Origin of the sequence: Blastomonas fulva, from assembly GCF_003431825.1 — a bacterium.
Lineage (GTDB): Bacteria > Pseudomonadota > Alphaproteobacteria > Sphingomonadales > Sphingomonadaceae > Blastomonas > Blastomonas fulva.
The window spans coordinates 724,781-743,220 of record NZ_CP020083.1; the positions used below are offsets into that span (position 1 = coordinate 724,781).

18 protein-coding genes are annotated in these 18,440 nt (G+C 65.7%); 4 read left to right on the forward strand and 14 right to left on the reverse strand.

The window, feature by feature from the left end; genetic code table 11:
- Positions 1–9 precede the first annotated feature (9 nt).
- The 9 genes from B5J99_RS03470 to B5J99_RS03510 form a co-directional block, all read right to left on the reverse strand.
- Positions 10–978 (reverse strand): alpha/beta fold hydrolase, encoded by a 969-nt coding sequence (locus B5J99_RS03470; RefSeq protein WP_117351475.1) that lies wholly within the window; start codon positions 976–978, stop codon positions 10–12.
- Positions 975–2,531 carry an ABC transporter substrate-binding protein gene (locus B5J99_RS03475; RefSeq protein WP_162892436.1) on the reverse strand — a complete coding sequence of 519 codons (1,557 nt, stop codon included), beginning with the start codon at positions 2,529–2,531 and terminating at the stop codon, positions 975–977. The genes B5J99_RS03470 and B5J99_RS03475 overlap by 4 nt, the downstream gene beginning before the upstream one ends.
- Positions 2,528–4,171 carry a serine hydrolase domain-containing protein gene (locus B5J99_RS03480; RefSeq protein WP_117351477.1) on the reverse strand — a complete coding sequence of 548 codons (1,644 nt, stop codon included), beginning with the start codon at positions 4,169–4,171 and terminating at the stop codon, positions 2,528–2,530. Before B5J99_RS03480 ends, B5J99_RS03475 begins: the two co-directional genes overlap by 4 nt.
- Positions 4,168–4,941 carry an ABC transporter ATP-binding protein gene (locus B5J99_RS03485; protein ID WP_117351478.1) on the reverse strand — a complete coding sequence of 258 codons (774 nt, stop codon included), beginning with the start codon at positions 4,939–4,941 and terminating at the stop codon, positions 4,168–4,170. The genes B5J99_RS03480 and B5J99_RS03485 overlap by 4 nt, the downstream gene beginning before the upstream one ends.
- Positions 4,938–5,747 (reverse strand): ABC transporter ATP-binding protein, encoded by an 810-nt coding sequence (locus B5J99_RS03490; protein WP_162892437.1) that lies wholly within the window; start codon positions 5,745–5,747, stop codon positions 4,938–4,940. The genes B5J99_RS03485 and B5J99_RS03490 overlap by 4 nt, the downstream gene beginning before the upstream one ends.
- A complete protein-coding gene (locus B5J99_RS03495) occupies positions 5,744–6,559 on the reverse strand; it encodes an ABC transporter permease (RefSeq protein WP_054135579.1) in 816 nt (271 codons plus the stop codon). The genes B5J99_RS03490 and B5J99_RS03495 overlap by 4 nt, the downstream gene beginning before the upstream one ends.
- Positions 6,556–7,557 (reverse strand): ABC transporter permease, encoded by a 1,002-nt coding sequence (locus B5J99_RS03500; protein WP_211337870.1) that lies wholly within the window; start codon positions 7,555–7,557, stop codon positions 6,556–6,558. The genes B5J99_RS03495 and B5J99_RS03500 overlap by 4 nt, the downstream gene beginning before the upstream one ends.
- Complete coding sequence (locus B5J99_RS03505) at positions 7,557–8,501, reverse strand: CPBP family glutamic-type intramembrane protease (RefSeq protein ID WP_117351480.1); 945 nt, start codon at positions 8,499–8,501, stop codon at positions 7,557–7,559. Before B5J99_RS03505 ends, B5J99_RS03500 begins: the two co-directional genes overlap by 1 nt.
- Positions 8,502–8,583: 82 nt before the next feature.
- Positions 8,584–9,417: a M55 family metallopeptidase gene (locus B5J99_RS03510; protein WP_117351481.1), complete on the reverse strand. Its 834-nt coding sequence runs from the start codon at positions 9,415–9,417 to the stop codon at positions 8,584–8,586.
- A 69-nt stretch (positions 9,418–9,486) separates the two neighbouring features.
- Here B5J99_RS03510 and B5J99_RS03515 point away from each other — a divergent pair, with 69 nt between their 5' ends.
- Both B5J99_RS03515 and B5J99_RS03520 read left to right on the forward strand, forming a co-directional pair.
- Entirely contained in the window at positions 9,487–9,852 is a 366-nt protein-coding gene (locus B5J99_RS03515) for a nuclear transport factor 2 family protein (RefSeq protein ID WP_054135583.1), read from the forward strand.
- Positions 9,853–9,926: 74 nt separating this feature from the next.
- Positions 9,927–10,586 carry a TetR/AcrR family transcriptional regulator gene (locus B5J99_RS03520; RefSeq protein ID WP_117351482.1) on the forward strand — a complete coding sequence of 220 codons (660 nt, stop codon included), beginning with the start codon at positions 9,927–9,929 and terminating at the stop codon, positions 10,584–10,586.
- On the opposite strand, the gene B5J99_RS03525 is transcribed toward B5J99_RS03520, so the two are convergent.
- Both B5J99_RS03525 and B5J99_RS03530 read right to left on the reverse strand, forming a co-directional pair.
- Positions 10,583–11,791, reverse strand: a complete 1,209-nt coding sequence (locus B5J99_RS03525; RefSeq protein WP_117351483.1) for a serine hydrolase domain-containing protein — start codon at positions 11,789–11,791, stop codon at positions 10,583–10,585. The genes B5J99_RS03520 and B5J99_RS03525 overlap by 4 nt on opposite strands.
- Positions 11,788–13,542 carry an N-acyl-D-amino-acid deacylase family protein gene (locus B5J99_RS03530; RefSeq protein ID WP_162892438.1) on the reverse strand — a complete coding sequence of 585 codons (1,755 nt, stop codon included), beginning with the start codon at positions 13,540–13,542 and terminating at the stop codon, positions 11,788–11,790. The genes B5J99_RS03525 and B5J99_RS03530 overlap by 4 nt, the downstream gene beginning before the upstream one ends.
- A 115-nt stretch (positions 13,543–13,657) precedes the next feature.
- Between B5J99_RS03530 and B5J99_RS03535 the strand changes: the two genes are divergently transcribed.
- Entirely contained in the window at positions 13,658–14,821 is a 1,164-nt protein-coding gene (locus B5J99_RS03535; RefSeq protein ID WP_117351485.1) for an aminotransferase class V-fold PLP-dependent enzyme, read from the forward strand.
- Positions 14,818–16,008, forward strand: coding sequence for an N-methyl-L-tryptophan oxidase (gene solA, locus B5J99_RS03540; protein ID WP_117351486.1), 1,191 nt, complete (start codon positions 14,818–14,820; stop codon positions 16,006–16,008). Before B5J99_RS03535 ends, solA begins: the two co-directional genes overlap by 4 nt.
- Before the next feature lie 621 nt (positions 16,009–16,629).
- Here solA and B5J99_RS03555 read toward each other — a convergent pair.
- From B5J99_RS03555 to B5J99_RS03565, 3 genes are all read right to left on the reverse strand, one after another.
- Positions 16,630–16,971, reverse strand: coding sequence for a hypothetical protein (locus B5J99_RS03555; RefSeq protein ID WP_054135590.1), 342 nt, complete (start codon positions 16,969–16,971; stop codon positions 16,630–16,632).
- Positions 16,972–17,051: 80 nt separating this feature from the next.
- Positions 17,052–17,783, reverse strand: coding sequence for an anti-sigma factor family protein (locus B5J99_RS03560; RefSeq protein ID WP_117351488.1), 732 nt, complete (start codon positions 17,781–17,783; stop codon positions 17,052–17,054).
- On the reverse strand, positions 17,780–18,268 hold the full coding sequence (locus tag B5J99_RS03565; RefSeq protein ID WP_054135592.1) for an RNA polymerase sigma factor: 489 nt from the start codon (positions 18,266–18,268) through the stop codon (positions 17,780–17,782). The genes B5J99_RS03560 and B5J99_RS03565 overlap by 4 nt, the downstream gene beginning before the upstream one ends.
- Positions 18,269–18,440 lie beyond the last annotated feature (172 nt).

The window sequence follows — 18,440 nt, forward strand, 5'->3', positions numbered from 1 at the left end:
GCGCCGGGTTCAACCGGCTCCGGTCAGCCGCGCCAGCTCGGCGATTATCGGGCGGCACAGTTGCTCGTCATTCCAGCGATGCCCTGCGGCGGGCACGATATGGAGCCGTGCATCAGACCAGGCCTGCGCCAGATCCCATGCGCTTTGCGGCGGCGTGCACATGTCGGACCGTCCGGCGATAATCGCACCGGGGATTCCCGCCAGCCTTGCTGCATCACGCAGCAGTTGATCGGGCGCGAGGAAATAGTCATGCGCCTCGTAATGCGCGAAAATCCGCGCTGATCGCACCGCACCGTCTGTGATTTCGGCGAAATCCTCCCCCGGCGCAACAGGCCACAGGTCGAGCGTCTGGCCCTCGGCCATCATAAGCACATGGGCCGCCTCGCGGTGAATAGCTGGATCAGGATCACGGATACGGCGCAGAAACGCCCCGCGCGGATCGCTGCGCTCGGATGCGGGGAGCCATGCATCACGCGCGGCGAAGACCTCAGGGAATACATGGCCTGCCCCATGCCACCACCACCACTGGTCAAACGGCCGCGCGAGATAGACCCCGCTGACCACCAGCCCAGCGACGCGCTGCGGATGCGCCTGGGCATAGGCGAGCGCGAGAGTCGAGCCCCATGATCCGCCGAGCACGATCCAGCGCGCGAACCCCAGATGCGCGCGCAGCCGCTCCATATCCGTGACCAGGTCAGGCGTGGTGTTGCGATCAAGCGCGCCCGCGGGCAGCGACTGGCCGCAACCGCGCTGATCGAAAAACACCCCTTGCTGGCGGTCTGGATCGATCAGGCGGCGGTAATAGGGCCGGATCGCACCGCCCGGTCCGCCATGCACCACCACCACCGGCACGCCAGCGGGGTCGCCCGTCAACTCCCACCAAATCTGATGCCCGTCTCCGCAATCGAGATGGCCCGATACACGCGGGGCTGCGACCGGCGGAAAGAAAGCTGTGTCCTGTCGAAGCGGCCAGTTCATCGGGCGGGTGCCTTTCGGGTCAGCGCCGCCAGCGGCAACGCGAAGCTTTGATAGGGGTCGATGCGCACGTCCGAAAGGTCCGCGCGGTAGGCTATGATCGGGTTCGCGCCGAAGATCATCACCAGCGGGCGATCTGCGCGCAGCCGGGCATCGATCTGCCGAAGGATCGCCGCGCGGACATCAGACGAAGGGGTAGCCGCCGCCTCCAGCAACCAGCGATCGACCTGCGGGTCGGCATAGCCGGACACATTGGTCCCGTTCGCCCGCGCTCGGCCCGAGACGAGCGCTTCGAGCATCGCGGTCGCCTCGGGCGAATCCAGTGTCCAGGAATCGTAGACCAGATCGAACTCGCCCGCCTGTGCCAGCGCCGCCATCGCCCCGGGTTGCCGGCGCTCGATCACGACGTTGATACCGGCGCCAGCAAGGTTGGACTGTATGAACTCCGCCACCGGCCCCAGCATAGACACCATCAGCCGCAGCGGTTCGCCCTTGTATCCCGCCGCCGCCATCTCGGCTCGGGCTGCGGCGAGATCGCGCTGCGGCGGCGGCTCGGCAGGGTCAAACCCGGTCGAACCGGGCGGGATGTAGCCCGGAATTTGCACCGCATTGCCCTTCAGCACCCGCACCCTGAGCGCCTCGTAATCGAGCGCATGCGCAATTGCGCGGCGTAGGTGGATATTCGCCAGCGGGCCTTTGCGGGTATTGAGCGTCAGGAAAGATTGCGACGGCCCGCCCGCAATGCTGGTCACAGCAACGCCCTCCAGTCCGCGGTAGCGCGCGGTGAAGGCCGCCGGGACCGCGACGGTCAGGTCGACGTCGCCGCGTTCGAGCAGCAGGCGGCGCACGCCTTCATCGGGCAACGCCACGAACCGCGCGCGGGTGAACTGGCGCGGCTGCGTTGCGGCGCGTTGGTTTGCGGCGAGTGTCACGCTCTCGCCTGCTCGCAGATCGGCGAGCGCATAAGGACCCGAGCCCGCGCTGTGCGATGACAGCCACAGCCGCGCATCGGCGTCTGTGTCACCCGCCCCGGCCAGCGCCGCCTTGCGGTTGATAACCGAGGTTGCCGGATGGGCGAGCAGGTGCAGCGCCAGCGCGTGCGGCCGCTTGAGGGTCAGGGTCAGCGAGCGCTCCCCCGTCGCCTCGGCCCGCTCCAGCCATTCAAGGAAATAGGCCGAGCTGAGCCCAAGTCGCCTGACCCGTTCGAGCGACCAGACGACATCACCGGCGGTAATGGGCGAGCCGTCGGCGAAGATGCGGTCTTCCTTCAGCACGATGTCGATCCGCAGGCCGTCTGCCGAAACCTGCCAGTTCTGGGCGAGTTCGCCCTCGATTTCGGGCTGGGCGGTGCCGGAGCGGAAGCGCAGGAGCTGATCGTAGAGCTGGTCAACGATTGGCAGGCCGGTGCCGGTTGCGCCCTGCGCCGGATCGAGCGACTGCGGCGGGAAGGCGGTGGCGACCACGACGGTTCGCGTGCGTTCCTCCGGATCGGGCTCTGGAATGCAGCCCGCCAGCGTCAGCAGCAACCAGGCCAGCACGAGCGCGCGAGCGATCATGGCGCGTCTCCGATGAGGAGCTGGGGTGCGGCCTGCCCTATCGCGCGCCATGCTTCGCCAGCGTCCGGGGCGACCCGATCAAGTGAGATACGCAGCAAGCGCAGGAAGCCGAAGGTTACACCTGCAACCGCGCCGCTTTCATCCAGCTCGAAGCGCAGGTGCACTTCGCTGGGCGCACCATCGGGCATGTGACAACGGAACAGCACGCCGCTCACCGGCACCAGCGGCCAGCCTTTGCCGCCTGGCCAGACTGGGCCGGTGAGCACCCTTAGACCGCCCTTGCCATCGTCCTTGATCGTCACCGGATGGGGCAGGCTGGCGCAGGCATAGGTCCCAGTGACTGCCAGGGACGAAAGCGCGGAAGGCGCGTCCACCCGGCCGAAGGTGACCGCGTGATTGCCTTCCCACCGCTTCAGTTCGGCCGGGGGGGCGGCCGTATCGGCTACGTCGATCATAAACGGCTCGACGCCGAGCGTCCGGCGGAACAGACCGTCTGCCCCGCGCGGCATCCGGCGCCCATCGACCGCGATTTCGCCGCGGCTCCCACTGACGCTCAGCGAGGCGATCGCCTCGGCACTGGCATAGGTCGCCTCCCACAGCGGCGGGGGGGCCGGGCCAAGCAAGGCGGGCGTCGCCCCCGGATCGGGCGGCAGGCCGAGCGCGGTCACCAGTATCTCGCGCGCGCGTTCGTACGCATTGGCGTCGGCCCGGTTGGCCAGGATGATGACGGCAACATCCTTCTCCGGGGCGTACAGATAGTCGCTAGCCCATCCCGAATGCCCGCCCGCATGGCCGATCACGGGCACGCCGCTCAGCGACTGGCGTACAAAACCCTGGGCATAGCCGCTTGGCGAGCCATCATCATGCCTGACCGCGCCCGCCAGCCTCGCCCGCCAGTCATGGGGATTGCCGCGCAACCAGCGGTGCCATGCGATCAAGTCGATAAGCGAGGCGATCACCCCGCCGGGTGCTGCCTCTACCGCCGCAGGATCGGCCGGAGTGAAACCCTCTCCCGCTTTCGCATATGCGATCGCGGTGGCGGGCAGGCGATGGGCAAGGCCATCATCCAGCACCGCGCTTGCCATTCCCGCCGGATCGAACACATGCCGCTGCATCAGGCGCGCGAGTGGCTCACCCGTTGCCCGCTCCGCGGCCAGATGCAGCAGCACGGTGTTGGCATTGGCATAGAGCGTCCGCTCGCCGGGGCGGAAGTTGAGCATTCGCTGGGCCAGCAACAGCGCCATCAAGGCCTGCGAATGCTCGGCCAGCCGCGCCGCATCTCCCAGCCCGAGCCACACCAGCGGGTAGGTTTCGGGAACGCCGCTTTTCATCGCCAGCATCTGGCCAAGCGTTGGATCTGCCCCGAACCGATGTTCGGGCACGTGCCGGGAGAGCGGATCGCTGAGCGCCAGCCGCCCCTCATCCTCCAGCGCGGCCAGTGTCAGCGCGACCATCGGCTTGGTGATCGAAGCGATCCGCATCCGGGTTGCGGCCGTCAGCGGTGTTGCAGTGTCAAGCCGGGCGAGGCCGAAGCACCTCTGCCATGCCACCTCTTCGCCTTCGAGCAGCGCGGCCACACAGCCCGGCGCGGCGCCAAAGTCCTGGCCGGCAAACAGGTGATCCAGCGCCGCCGCGTTCACCGCGTCGCTCCGGGCATGGCAGCAATCAGCCCTCGGGTGTAGGGGTGTCGGGGGCTGTCGAAAACATCATCGGTTGGTCCGCTTTCCACAATCTGACCGCCCGTGATGACATGCACATGGTGGCACAGGTGGCGCACCACATCGAGATCATGGCTGATGAACAGGTAAGCCAGCCCGCGCGCGGCCTGCAACGCCAGCAGCAGGTTGAGGATCTGCGCCTGCACCACCAGATCGAGCGCCGAGGTCGGCTCGTCGAGCAGGATGAGATCGGGGTCTACTGCCAGCGCGCGGGCGATGGCGATCCGCTGGCGCTGCCCGCCCGAAAGCTCGTGCGGACGGCGCAATGCCATTGCCGGATCGAGGCCGACATCGGCCAGCAATTCTGCCACCCGCTCGCGTCGCTCGGCGCGGGAACCGATGCCGTGGATCGCCATCCCCTCGGCAATGATGGCGCCGATGGTGAGGAACGGATTGAGCGAGCCCACGGGATCTTGAAACACAATCTGGATGCGGCGGCAGTGTTCGCGGGGGCGGGCGCCAGGCGCGATCGGTACTCGCTCTCCTGACAGCCGCAGGTCGCCCGTTGCGCCCTCGGCCAAGCCGGCGATCACCCGCGCAAGGCTTGATTTGCCCGATCCGGATTCGCCGATCACGCCCACGCATTCGCCACGAGCGACCGACAGGCTCACCCCGTCCAGCGCCGCGAACCGGGCAAGACCGCGGCGATAGGTGAGCCGCGCATCGGCGAGTTCGAGCAGCGCGGCGGTCATGCCTCGGGCACCGGCAAAGGCATATGCGGCGGGGAGTTTGCGGGCAGAGCGGCGATCAGTGCACGCGTGTAAACGTGGCGGGGCGCGGCCAGTACCTCGGCTGCCGTGCCGCTCTCGACAATCGCGCCGTACCGCATCACCGCCACTTTGTCTGCATAGCGGCGCACCAGCGGCAAGTTGTGGCTGATCAGCAGCACGCCTGCACCCTCATTACGCGCCCGCGACACCAGCAGATCGAGCACCTCGCCTTGCGCGCTCATGTCGAGCGCGGTGGTGGGCTCGTCCGCGATAATCAGCCGCGGCCCCAGCGCAAAGGCGAGCGCGATCAGCACCCGCTGCAATTGCCCACCACTGAGCTGGAACGGATAAGAGCCGAGGATGCGCGGGGGATCGGCGATCATCACCGAGGCCAGCGCGTCCTCCGCCAACTGCCGCCGCGTATTCGAATCACCCTTGCGGTGGTAGCCCAGCACAAGATCGATCTGCCGTCCGATCCGCAGGGTGGGATTGAGCGCCGCCATGGGTTCCTGCGGGATCAGCGCGATCGTGCTTCCGCAAAGGGCCCGGCGTTGCCCCGAAGGCAGCGCCAGCAGATCATCGCCGCCCAGCGCAATCCGCCCCGCCTCCACCCTCGCGGCCGGATCGAGCAGGCCCAGCACCGCCATGCCGAGCGTCGATTTGCCCGACCCGGATTCACCCACCAAACCCAGCACCTCGCCCGCAGCCAGCGTCAGCGATATGTCCTGCACCACCGGTTCGGTGCCATAGGCCACCGTCAGGCCTTCGATCGCCAGCAAGGCGTTCACCGCCCGCCCCCGCGCGGATCGAGCCAGTCGCGCAGACCGTCGCCAAGCACCACGAAGCCCAGCGCCGAGACCGCCACCGCAAGTCCAGGGAGCACGGCGGCCCACCATTCATACATGATGGTGTTGCGCCCCTCGAAGATCAGCGCCCCCCATTCGGGCGTCGGCGGCTGAGCGCCCAGCCCGATAAAGGACAGCGCCGAGGCCGCGACCAGCGCGGTGCCAAGCGCGGTCGAAGCGAGGGTCGCGAACAGCGGGGCGATGTTGGGCAGGATATGCACCGCCAGCAGCCGCCATGCAGGCGCGCCATTCGCTCTGGCGGCAAGCACGAAAGGCCGCTCGCGCAGGGACAATGCCTCGCTGCGGAACAGCCTCAGGTACAGGGGAACACCCAGCCCGCCGAGGATCGTTACGAGGTTTACCAGGCTGGGCCCGACTGCCGCCGCCAGCGCCAGCGCGATCACGAGGGAGGGGATCGCCAGCGCTACGTCGACCAGTCGCATCGCGATCCGGTCGACCCAGCCTCCCGCCATACCAACCGCGCAGCCCAGCAGCGCGCCTGCGCCCATCCCGATTGCGACGATGCCGAAGGCCACGCCAAGCGAGGTGCGTCCGCCATAGAGGATCCGCGCAAACAGATCGCGGCCGAGATTGTCGGTTCCTGCCCAATGCCGGGCCGACGGCGGCTCGAGGATCGCCCCGGTATCGACCTCGTTCGGGCCATAGCTGGTCAGTAGCGGCGCCAGCAGCGCCAGCAGCACCATTAGCGCAACGATCCCGCCACCGATGATGATGGATCGCCGCGCGCCGCTCATGCCGGGCGCACCTGTGGATCTATCAGGCCCAGGGCAACGTCGGCCACGGTGTTCACCAGCACATAGGCGATGGCGGTCAGCACCGCGAAACCCATGATGACCGGAAAATCGAGCGCGAAGATCGATTGCACCACATAGTGCCCCGCCCCCGGCCAGCCGAACACGGTTTCAAGGCTGACCGATCCGAACAGCATCATGGCGATCGACGCAGCGACCAGCGTGACCAGCGGGGTCAGTGCGTTGCGCAAAGCATGGCGCCACAGGATCGTGCGCTCCGGAAGCCCGCTCGCTCGCGCCATCCGGACATAGTCGGACGCCAGCACCGCACGCATCTGGTTGCGCACCAGACGGGCGAGCGGCCCGGCTTCCAGCAATGCGAGCGACAGCACCGGCAGGGCTAGGTGAGCCGCCGCCGCTGCCAGCGCCTGAAGATCGAAGGCAAGCAGAGAGTCCATCAGCAGGAAGCCGGTCACCCGAGGCGGTGGGTCGCCAGTGAATCGGCCCGAGGCGGGGAACCATTCGAGCTGGCGATAGAACACGATCACCATCACCAGCCCGAGCCAGAAGGGCGGCACCGAAATCCCCGCCACCGACAGTCCCGAGACCGTCCGGTCCAGCCACCCGCCACGCTTCACCGCAGCCCCGATGCCGATCGGAATACCGACCAGCAGCGACAGCAAAAGCGCGCTGCCCATCAGTTCGATCGAGGCCGGCGCACGGGAGAGGATCTCGCCCAGCACCGGCTCGCCCGAAACATTGGAGGTGCCAAGGTCAAAGCGCAGCAGATCGCCGAGATAGCGCGCATATTGGTGCCAAAGCGGCAGATCGAGTCCAAGCTCGGCGCGCAGGGTCGCCACAGCTTCCCCGGAGGCGGCGGGCCCCGCCATCATCCGCGCCGGATCGCCCGGAGCAAGATGGGCAATCGCAAAGGTAATGAGGGAAACACCGACCAGCACCAGCGCAAGAAAAACCAGCCGTTGCAGGACGAAGCGCGCCACTACTCAGGCTCGCGGGCTGGATTGCCGGGCAGTCGCCCCAATTGGCGACCGGCGGCAAGGGCGATCACAAGCGCCAGCATGAACAGGATCAGCGTGCGCAGGTCGATCAGGCCGAAGCTGGGGGCGACATGGTCGCTGAGCGCCTTGGACCACAAGTTGGTGCCGCCATGCACCAGCACCGCCGGCCAGACCGATCCGCCCGCAAGATTGACGCAGTATCCCGCAACAACCGCCAGCGCGAGGCACAGCGCCCAGAACACGCCCTGTGTCAACAGGAAGCTTCCCGGATCGACGCCGCCCAGCAGGGTCAGCACCTCGCGCGGCAGATGCCACGCCCAGTGCAGCGTCCCAAGAAGCATTGCCGCGCGCAGCGGGTGCTTCATCGCCGCTTGCAGGAGCGGCCAGGCAAACCCGCGCCAGCCCAGTTCCTCCAGCGTCCCGCCTTCGTCCATCAGCAGGCCGACTGCCGCACCCAGCAACACGCTTCCGCCGAACATCGCGAGCCGATCAGTGATAGTGGTGCCCGGCCCGGCGACGAAGTCATAGGCGGCAAACCCGGCGGCATAGACTGCCAGCATGCCGCAATAGACCGCTATGGCTCTGCGCCTTGTGGTGTTTGCTCCGACAGGGCGCAGCCTGCTTGCGAGCACCTTCAGACCGCCTCCGCCGCCCCGCGCCGCCACTATCACCGCAGAGATGCTAGGCGCAGCAGCGAAGATGAACACCCCCAGCAGATCGGGCCGCGCCAGCGCATGGGGGAGCATCGAGGCGATGTTGATATACTGGCCGCTGGCATAGATGCCGGTGACCATCTCGCCCAGCATCCCTGCCGATGCCGGATCGGTAGTGAAGCGGTACACCGTCCAGACCATCACCAGCGAGGCGATGAGGAGTGCAAGCAGGTAGAAAGCGAGCACGGGCCGCCTGTGCGAAAACCGGTTCATGAGATCCCCCGATGCTGACAAGCGAGGCTAACCAAGCCGCGCGGCAAGAGCAAGCATAACATAATTGAATTATGCAAACCGATCAAAGCCCGACCACGCCGTTGGGATTGAACAGGATGAGGAACGAAATGAAGCGCATCAGCGCTGCCATCGTCGCGAACTCGGCGGACACGGTGCAGGGCCCGGTCTGTTCGATGAAGGGCAGATAGGCGGCCATTTCGGCCGCCACGCGGGTGCTGAAATCGATCTCCAGCCGATAGGGCCCTTCAAGCCGAAATGGCCTTGGCCTCGGGGTGGTGAGCGCTGATGCGGCGGCGGTGCTGATCGCGGCGCAGGCTTCGCGCGGGGTTAGGGCGGCGGCGGCGCGGAAGCCGACCGACTGCTTGACAATGCAGGCCACGGCCCCCGGTGCATAAGCTTTCGCATCGGCGGCAGTCTCGGCATCACCCGTCACCAGAACGACCGGCACGCCGAACTCGCCTGCCAGCGCCGCGTTGAGATAGCCTTCGGACGCGCTCACGCCGTTGAGGCGCAGGTCCCGGAACGCCGCGCTGGAATAGGTGTGGGCCAGAATCCCGCCATCGCCCATTGCACCGTTATGGTAGCCGATGAAGAACGCCGCTTCGATTCCCGGCGTGTCGATCCCTTCCATCTGCAACAGCGCGCGCGGCCAGGATCGCAGAAGACGCACGCCATCGGGCATGACATCGGGAAGGAGGTTGTGGCCATTGCCGTGGCCATCGACCAACAGCACCTCGTCAAATCCGTGCGCGAGCGCGGCTTCAGCGGCAGCCACGACCTCGCCCGTCATCCACCGGCGCGCATCCTGCCATTCGAAGCGGTCGGCGGCCAATGCGTGCTGGCTGGCGACGCCGGCGCAACCTTCAATGTCGGCTGATATATAAAGTTTGCGCATCGCGGTCTTGCCTCACGTCCTGAGCCTTGCCATAACATAATCAGATTATGTTATGGAGAGCAAGCCGCGATGCCGTCAGATCCCGCAGAAATCGTCGATGCCCAGATCCGTGCCTATGAAGCGGGCGATACGGATGCGTTCGCTGCGCTCTATGCCGAAGACGCGGTCTGCGCCGCTCTGCCATCCGGCCGGGTCATCGCCGCCGGGCGCGCTGAGATTGCCAGGGTGTGGGGCGCGATGTTCGCTCGTTCGAAGCGCGAAGTGACGATTGCCCAGCGGATCATCGACGGACGATATGTCATTGACGCTGAACAGGTGCGAATTCTTGCGACCGGCCAACTGATCGAAGCAGCAGCGATCTACCTGGTAGGTGAACGGCTGATCGAGCGGGTCTGGTTTCTGGATCCACCGCATAGCCCCACCTCGGCCGCCTGACATTGCGTCCACCCCGGTTGCGGCCCTTGCACCGATAACATAAAGGCGTTAGGCAAACGTCAGGGTGAGAAACATTGGCCAGGGTTCTACGTAAGCCAAATCAGACGCCGGGCCACCTCGCTCCGGCTCCCGACACGCGTGGTGATAAAACTCGCCGACAAATCAAGGCGGTAATCGCTAAGCTTGCGAGCAAGCATGATCTAGCAGACATCTCGCTGGCAGATATCTGCAAGGGCAGCAAGCTCACCACCGGCGCGGTCTATTTCCACTTCAAGGGCAAGGACGAGGCAGTCGAGGAGATGGTCATCGACGAGGTCGAGACGATCTATGGCCGCCTTCTCGAGACAGATCATCCCAGCTTTGATGCCATGGTGCGGGCGATCATCGCCCAGTGCACCGCCTATGAACGGACAAACGGCCGCCGCAGCCGTGCCATCCAACTGATCATCAACTCGCGACCTCGTGCCTATGAAGCATGGATCGCCGCGAGGGCACCGATTATCGAGCGACTGACCACGCTCATAGCCCGCGCTCGCCATGAGGCGGGGCTGGAACAGGATGCCAGCGCATTCCTTGCGCTGTTCATCCTCAATTCGATCGAGGATCTCGGCATGGATGTGTTTCAGTGGGGCAATCCGACGCTCAAGCCTTATGCCGAACAGCCTGAGGATTGGATAGCACGGCAGACCGCGCTCTGGTCCCATGCCATCCTGGCGCCGATCCCGAAACTCTAGCGCTTGCCGGTGATCACGCGGCCCGCGAGATCGCGCAGAGACTGGTTGATGTCGGGGCCGTGATCCGTATTGAACTGCACCGCTGCGGCGAACCCATGATCGATGAAATAGCCGACATTCGAGGTATAGCCGGGAAAGAACCCCGAATGGCTGATGTATCGCCCGAATTCGGCGCGCTCGTTGATGAAGATGCCGAGACCGTAGGATGATGTGACTTCGGCGGTCTTGACGACCGGCAGGCTCGATCCGGTCATCTGTGCGAAGCTTGCGGGCGAGACGATTTGCCCGTGCGCCAGCTTCCAGTAAAACCGGGCAAGGGCACGCGGGGTCAGCGCCAGGCCGCCGCCGGTGTATTCAAGCGAAGGATCGTGCCGCAGCACGCCGGTCTCGTCCGTGGTGCGTCCGGTCATGCCCGCCATGGCCGCAATGACATCGCCTCGCGCATAGCCTGCCGCCAGTCGCTCGATAGTCCGGGTGTTGGCCGGGGTGACATCGTCATGAGGATCGCCAAGCTTGGCCAGCACCCGCTCGGTCAGCAGATCGTAATAGGACCGGCCTGTGATCTTCTCGGCCGTGATCCCGGCTAGGTGATAGTGCAGGTCGGAATAGGCATGCGCCGCCCCGGGCGCATTCAGTGGCGCTGCGTCAAGAATGAAGGACAGCATCTTGCGCGGGGAATAGGCGATATCTTTCCCGGTCATCGCATCCCAGATGTAACTGCGCATGAAGGCACCCACATCAAGGAACTGCGGAAATCCAGCCCCGTGCATTAGCAACATCCGCAAGTTGAGCGCCTTGGCATTGGGCAGGCGCACGAACCAGCTTTCGTCGGCAAACACTTGTGCAATGGGCGCGTCGAGATCCAGGACACCCTCCTGTGCCAGCGAGACCAGCGTGGCGGCGCAGAACGTCTTGCCGGTGCTGCCCGACATGAGCCGTGTGGAATTGGTCATGGCGAGCCCCGCCTGCGGATCGGCCAGCCCATTGGCAACGGTAATGATTCGCGCATCCGGCGTGACCACGGCTGCCGAGACACCGGGCGTCATGCGGGTTGCAAGCGCCGAGGACGCGAAACCAGAAATCGCCGAGCCCGTTTTGCTTTCCGCTGCCAGGCCAATGCCCAGCGGCGAGCCGAACGGCAGCGCGGCCAGCGCGAGCCCCGCCCCTCCCAGCAGCTTCCGCCGCGAAATGTCCGTGACTGTCATGCCGCCCTCCGTTGTGCTCCGCGCACCACCTTGCCGGGCTTTGCACCGGTCAGCCGATCGCGGTCGGTCACCACCTGTCCTGCCACCATCGTCGCCAGATAGCCACGCGCCGACTGCACGAAACGGGTGCCACCCGCAGGCAGATCATTCAGCAACGTCGGTCGCCCGATTGCAAGCGCGGCGTGATCGATCACATTGATGTCGGCGCGGTATCCCGGCGCGATCCGGCCACGGTCATGCAGGCCGAGGTGCTCGGCAGGTGCGGTGGTCTGCAATTGCACCGCGCGTTCGATGGCGATGCGCGGGCCGCGCGTGCGGTCACGCGTCCAGTGGCTGAGAAGATAGGTCGGGAAGCTGCCGTCGCAGATATATCCGACATGCGCGCCGCCATCGCTCAGCCCCAGGATCGCCCAAGGGTTGTTGAGCGTATCATGGACGAAATCGTAATTCCCCCCGCCCCAGTTCATGATCGGGACGAAGACCTGCCCCGTTCCGTCCTGCGTGAGAAGCTGATCGTAGAGCAGATCGGGCACACTGCGCCCGGTCGCTTGCGATTGGCCGTAGAGCGAGCGGTCCAGCGGCTGTTCGTAATCAGGCTCCGGATCGAGGCAGAAGGTGCGCTGTGCCATGCGGATCGGATCGGCACCCCATTCCTCGACCCTTGGGCTGACCGACATGACGAAGTCCGAAATCGGGCGATCATCCTCGGTCATCAGCCGCGCCTTGAAGGCGGGATCGCGCATGATCGCCACCCGTTCGACATGGGGCAAATGCATGATCGCCATATAGCTGGGGCGCGTCATGAAGGGATTTATTGTACCCTGCAGGCTGTGAATCCCGCCGATCGCACGCGGAGCGACCTGCGCGCGGATCGGCACGCCGGTAGCATTGAGTGCGTCCATTTCGCCGGTCACATATTCGTGAAAGCCCTCGGGCCAGGCGTCGTCCTGTTCATAAGTGAACGACAACGGGCGGCCACTGCGCCGCGCCAGTTCGGCGATGGTGGCGAAATCGCCCGCGTTGTCGCGATAGAAGTCGTTGAATATCTGGATGACGCCCTTGCCCGCGCGGCCCATCGCCTCGCCCAGCGCATAGAGCTCACTCGCGGCCACCTGCCGGGCATAGGTGGGGTTGCCATGCGCATCGCGGTGGCCGACGGTGTCTGCCGTGGTGAAGCCCAATGCGCCGGCTTCCAGCCCCTCGACCAGCAGCGCCTGCATGGCGGCGATGTCGTCAGGCGTTGCCGCCTCGCGCCGCACCGCGCGTTCGCCCATCACATAGAGCCGCAGGGGGTTGTGCGGCACCTGCACCCCGATATCCATGGTGCGCGGGGTGCGGTCGATGGCGTTGATATACTCGCCCATCGTCTCCCATTCCCAGGTTATGCCTTCATGCAGCGCCGTGCCGGGAATATCCTCCACACCTTCCATCAGTGCGATAAGGGTCTCTCGGTCGCTGCTGCGCGCAGGCGCAAAGCCGACCCCGCAATTGCCCATGATCGCGGTGGTGACGCCATGGTTGGCGGAGGGGAGCATCTCTGCATCCCACGAGACCTGCCCGTCATAATGGGTATGAATGTCGATGAAGCCGGGGGTGACCATTGCGCCGTCGGCATCGATGGTCCGCGCTGCGGGCGTCGTAACCTTGCCCACCTCGACAATCACCCCGCCGCTGATCCCGAGATCGGCGGAAAAGGCAGGCCGCCCGGTACCATCTACCACCGACCCGCCTTTGATGAGGACATCGAGCATTGCTACCTCTCCCTTGGCTTGTTTCCGCCCGACTGTATGACGGACCGCAAAGGAAGAAAACATAATTCTGTTATGTTCTGTTGCGATGGATGCGCTGGTCCGCTAAATCGGGCGAATGCCAAACCCCTCCACCGCCGGGCCGATCGCCCCCCAGCGCCATCTGTTTGACATTCCAGCCGACCGCGCGTGGTTCAACTGCGCCTATATGGGCCCGCAGCTTCGCAGCGCGACGGCGGCGGGGGTCGCGGCTGCGGCGCGCAAGGCTGCGCCGTGGACGATTGCACCAGCCGACTTCTTCACCGAGACGGAAGACGTGCGTCGCCTGTTCGGCGCGCTGGTCGGGGCCGATCCGGCCTGTGTCGCTATCATGCCGTCAGCCAGCTACGGGCTGGAACTTGCAGCCCGCACATTACCGCTCGACGCCGGGCAGACGGTGCTGGTCCTGGCTGAGGAATTTCCCAGCAATTACTACCCCTGGACCGATCGCGCATCGCAGGTTGGCGCAACGGTGGAGACTGTTCCGGCTCCGGAGGACGGTGACTGGACCGCGGCAGTGCTGGCGCGGCTTCGGCCGGGGGTCGCCATTGCAGCCCTGCCGAATTGTCACTGGGCAAGCGGCCTCGGGCTTGACCTTGTTCGGATCGGCGCAGCCTGCCGGGCCAACGGCACCCGGCTTGCGCTCGATCTTACCCAGTCGTGCGGCGCGATGCCGTTTTCGGTTGCGCAGGTACAGCCCGATTTCATGGTCGCTGCAACTTACAAGTGGTTGCTCGGCCCCTACTCGATCGCCCTCGCCTATGTTGCACCCCAATGGCATGGCGCGCGACCGATCGAACACGTCTGGGCCTCTCGCGCGGGGGCGGAAGATTTCTCAGGTCTCGTCAACTATCGCGATGCCACCCAGCCCGGCGCACGCCGTTTCGACGTCGGCGAACGCTCCAATTTTGCGCTGCTGCCGGTGGCGATCGCCGCGCTGGAGCAACTGCTCGACTGGCAGGTGGAGCGGATCGCGACGAGTCTTGGCGCCATTAACGCCGGCATCGCCGATCGTCTTGCCGCCAGTGGCTTTGTGGTTCCGGCAGCCCAAGTGCGCTCACCCCACATCCTGGGAGTGGCGGTACCTCCGGGCGCCTCCGACATTGTCGCCCGCCTTGCCGCACAGCAGATTCATGTCAGCCAGCGCGGGTCCATGATCAGGATATCGCCGCATCTGCATGTGTCCGATCACGATATCGACCGGCTGTGCGACGCACTGAACGCCATCGGGCAAGGGGCATGAGCAACACTGCAGACGTCATCGTCATCGGCCTCGGCGCGGCGGGGAGCGCGGCGCTATATCAACTCGCCCGCGCAGGGATCAGCGCCATCGGCATCGACCGCTGGGAGCCCCCCCACGCCATGGGATCGAGCCATGGCGAAACCCGCATCACCCGCCAGGCCATCGGCGAGGGCCAGGTCTATGTCCCACTGGTCCTGCGCTCGCACGAAATCTGGCGAGAGCTGGAACGGGAAACCGGCCAGAGGCTGTTCGAAGCGTGCGGGGTGCTGATCATCGGCGCGGAAGGCGGTGCGGCGATGCACCACAGCCGCAGCGGGTTCGTGCTGAACACCATCGCTGCGGCACAGGCACACGCGATCGAGCACGACGTCCTGAGCATCGAGGAAACCCGCGCCCGCTTCCCGCAATTCGCTCTGTCCGGGGACGAACTGGTCTATTTCGAACCCGGCGGCGGCTTCGTCTATCCCGAACGCTGCATCGCAGCGCAGCTTGCCATGGCCCGCAAGCTGGGTGCGCGGATGGAGACCGGGTCGCAGGTTACCGCGATTACCGAAACGCCGGGCGGCGTGACAGTACAGGCGGGTGGGGCAACCTACCATGCGGGCAACGTGATCCTTGCCGGTGGGGCGTGGACGCCGGGCCTTGTGGGTAGCAACGGCCTCGCCCCGCTGACTCTGCGGCGGCAGGTACTGCACTGGTTCGCACCCGAGCGCCCGCAGGATTTTGCGGTCGGCACCTTCCCCGCCTTCATCTGGCTGCATGGCAACCACCCGGAGGACAGCTTCTACGGCTTCCCGATCCCGGATGATCTTGGCCATGCCCTCGTAAAGGTCGCCGACGAGAACCAGAGCCGCGCCACGGCCGATCCCGACCAGCTGGATCGGGACGTCCGACCTGAGGAGGCCGCCGAAATGCACCGCGATCATCTTGTCGGCAGGATCCCCGGCCTCACCCTCCCGCAGGTGCGCTCTGCCGCGTGTCTTTACACCTGCGCGCCCGATGCCGACTTCGTAATCGGGCCCGTCGATGGGATGGAGCGCATCACGGTGGTTTCGGCATGCTCGGGCCATGGTTTCAAGCATTCCGCAGCCGTGGGCGAACACGCGGTACGCCTGATCACCGAAGGCCCTGCCGCGGCGATCCCCGCCTTCGATCCTCGCCGCCTGAGCGCGATACCGCAGCCGTGAACGCCCCCACCTCCGACCAAGCGATGAACCCCGCCCTGCGGTAGGAGACGATCGCATTGCTCGCCCAGATCGAGCAGCGCTGCGCTGGCTGTCATGGTGCACGGTGCACAACGCCAACAACCTGGGAGACAAGGGCGATGGGCCGAAGGTCGGCGGGCATCAGGCCAGCTGCGCCTCAATCACGGCGGTGATGGCCGCGCTCAGTTGCCACGCGTTGCACCCGCAGGACAAGGTCGTGGTCAAGCCGCCGGCGACGGCGGCGCGCAAGCACCCCATCTGCTTTTCCCGCGAGGGGCAACGCCTCTGCATTGTCCGAAACTTGTATACGTAATTCAGACGCTCAACCTTGCTCGTTGTCCGAGATTAGGGTGCAGATTTCGGAAATGGTCCAACTTTTATTCCAACTGAAGGCGCAGATTCCTGACCGCTTCAGCCGGTCACCTTCGAACACCGTCTGGCAGCAACCCGCATGGGCGTCTGTTTGGCGACAGCGCAGAGACTCGGCACGGCGCCGCAGAATGTCGAGAAGGACTTCCGGGCCTGTTGGACACTCGACGCCTTGTTCAACGGGATCGAAGGCGCCTTGGCTTTTGTGGCGAGCACATCGCAGAGGGGCGGCGCTCAGTTGCGGCTGGCGAGCACCGAGACGCGGCCGACGCGGTAGCCGCGCTTGCGCATTGCCTTGACATAGTCCTTGTCCGCATCGACCAGTTCGACGGCATATTCCTCCCACGCATCGGCGATGTCCTCGCGGTCGCTGGCGCGGCGCAGGTCGTGGTTGAGCTCCTTGTCGGCCTCGTTGACGTTGGCGAGATAGTTGAACCACTGCGCGTTGAAGACCTCCGAGATCGGCTCGCTGCGTATGGCCGGCAACGGGAAATCGGGGCCGGTGGAATATTGTGCGGTGGCCAGCGCAGGAACCCCGAGCGAAACCAGGCAAACAGCGACGGCAAGCAACTTCATCGAACTTCTCCTCATTGGCGTTGACGTTCCGAAGGGACAACGACGCGCGCGCCGCGTTTCATCCCGCTGCAGGAGAATTATCAGCGGCGGCCCGGCCGGCCCGGACGAGGCGCCACCCAGCCACCCGCCTGCCAGGCGCGCTCGGTTGCCGCATCGGCGACATCGCCCGCGCGCATCGCATCGACCGCTGCGAGCAGATCGCTCGCACCCGCCTGGCGATAGGTGGATTGCGCGGAACCGGCCACCGCCTGGCGCAGCGCCCAGCGATCATCCTGGCGGCAGGCGATCCCGGCAATGGCGGCGCTGTCGAAGCTGCGGCAGACCGCGCCCTGCCTGTCGCGGAAGGTGAGGCCGATGCGGATATCGGTTGACGCAGGCTGGGCAGATGCGAGCTGGCGATCCAGCGCGTCAGCTAGTCCGCCTTGCGCAACCAGCATCTCGCCCCGGACCCCGACCGGCCCAGCGCCGGGTGCCGTCTCGAGTGCCGTGTCGGGGGCCAGAAGGCGCGGGCCGATCACCAGCCCCAGCGCAAGGCTCGCGGCCATCGCGGCGAAGGTCGGCCAGCCGAACCGGCGCCGGGCATCGGACACTGGAATGGCGGCGACCTCCAGCGGCCGGGTCAGCCGCTCGGGAAGAGGTTCATCGAGCGCCGGGTCGAAATGCGCCTTCAGCCTGGTCTTGAGCGCTCGCTGCTGCGCGATCATCGCCGCCAGCGCCTGGTCCTGATCTGCTGCGCGCTCGATGCGGCGGCTGGTGACCAGATCGAGCTCGCCATCGACATAGGCCATGATGATATCGTGATCGAAGGTCATGCGGCTTCTCCGAGCATATTGGCCAGAGCCTCGCGCCCGCGCCCCAGGCGCGAGGTCAGAGTTCCGACTGGAACCGAGGCGATGTCGGCGGCTTCGCGGTAGCTGTAGCCCTCGACGAGCACCAGGACGACCGCCTCGCGCTGTTCGGGCGGCAGCCTGGCCATGGCGCGATCGATATCGCCCAGTTCCAGTTGCGCTTCCATCCGCCGATGGCCGTCATCCGCGATCTGCACAGCATCGTCATCGATATTGGCGGTAGGGCCTCGCCGTGCGTTCGCGCGATGGCGATCTATCCAGAGATTTCGGGTGATGCGGTACATCCAGCTATCCAATCGTGTTCCCGGCTGCCATTGCTGACGTGCGACCAAAGCACGCTCGACCGCCGCCTGGCACAGGTCGTCGGCATCGGCGTGATGACCGGCAAGCCCCCGCGCAAAGCGTCGCAACCGCGGCAGCAGGGCAACCAGATCTTGCTCAAATGCCATTCTCGCGCTCCACATCGGCGGTTGCCATGCCGCATCGGGTCAGCCATTTTTTGTGGTTCATGCGGATGAAACGTCCCGGTTGATGCGTTTCATCCCCGGACCACGAAAAATTCGTGCAAGGACAAGGCGGAGGGATGGCCTCTGGCAGGGACGCAGCAGCATGATGGCAAAA

What these genes read in the sequence shown, in the direction of transcription:
- B5J99_RS03515 (WP_054135583.1), top strand. Translation starts at nt 9,487, where the DNA reads ATGCCGTCAGATCCCGCAGAAATCGTCGATGCCCAGATCCGTGCCTAT.
- B5J99_RS03485 (WP_117351478.1), bottom strand. Translation starts at nt 4,941, where the DNA reads ATGACCGCCGCGCTGCTCGAACTCGCCGATGCGCGGCTCACCTATCGC.
- B5J99_RS03470 (WP_117351475.1), bottom strand. Translation starts at nt 978, where the DNA reads ATGAACTGGCCGCTTCGACAGGACACAGCTTTCTTTCCGCCGGTCGCA.
- B5J99_RS03555 (WP_054135590.1), bottom strand. Translation starts at nt 16,971, where the DNA reads ATGAAGTTGCTTGCCGTCGCTGTTTGCCTGGTTTCGCTCGGGGTTCCT.
- B5J99_RS03525 (WP_117351483.1), bottom strand. Translation starts at nt 11,791, where the DNA reads ATGACAGTCACGGACATTTCGCGGCGGAAGCTGCTGGGAGGGGCGGGG.
- B5J99_RS03495 (WP_054135579.1), bottom strand. Translation starts at nt 6,559, where the DNA reads ATGAGCGGCGCGCGGCGATCCATCATCATCGGTGGCGGGATCGTTGCG.
- B5J99_RS03530 (WP_162892438.1), bottom strand. Translation starts at nt 13,542, where the DNA reads ATGCTCGATGTCCTCATCAAAGGCGGGTCGGTGGTAGATGGTACCGGG.
- solA (WP_117351486.1), top strand. Translation starts at nt 14,818, where the DNA reads ATGAGCAACACTGCAGACGTCATCGTCATCGGCCTCGGCGCGGCGGGG.
- B5J99_RS03560 (WP_117351488.1), bottom strand. Translation starts at nt 17,783, where the DNA reads ATGACCTTCGATCACGATATCATCATGGCCTATGTCGATGGCGAGCTC.
- B5J99_RS03510 (WP_117351481.1), bottom strand. Translation starts at nt 9,417, where the DNA reads ATGCGCAAACTTTATATATCAGCCGACATTGAAGGTTGCGCCGGCGTC.
- B5J99_RS03475 (WP_162892436.1), bottom strand. Translation starts at nt 2,531, where the DNA reads ATGATCGCTCGCGCGCTCGTGCTGGCCTGGTTGCTGCTGACGCTGGCG.
- B5J99_RS03565 (WP_054135592.1), bottom strand. Translation starts at nt 18,268, where the DNA reads ATGGCATTTGAGCAAGATCTGGTTGCCCTGCTGCCGCGGTTGCGACGC.
- B5J99_RS03505 (WP_117351480.1), bottom strand. Translation starts at nt 8,501, where the DNA reads ATGAACCGGTTTTCGCACAGGCGGCCCGTGCTCGCTTTCTACCTGCTT.
- B5J99_RS03535 (WP_117351485.1), top strand. Translation starts at nt 13,658, where the DNA reads ATGCCAAACCCCTCCACCGCCGGGCCGATCGCCCCCCAGCGCCATCTG.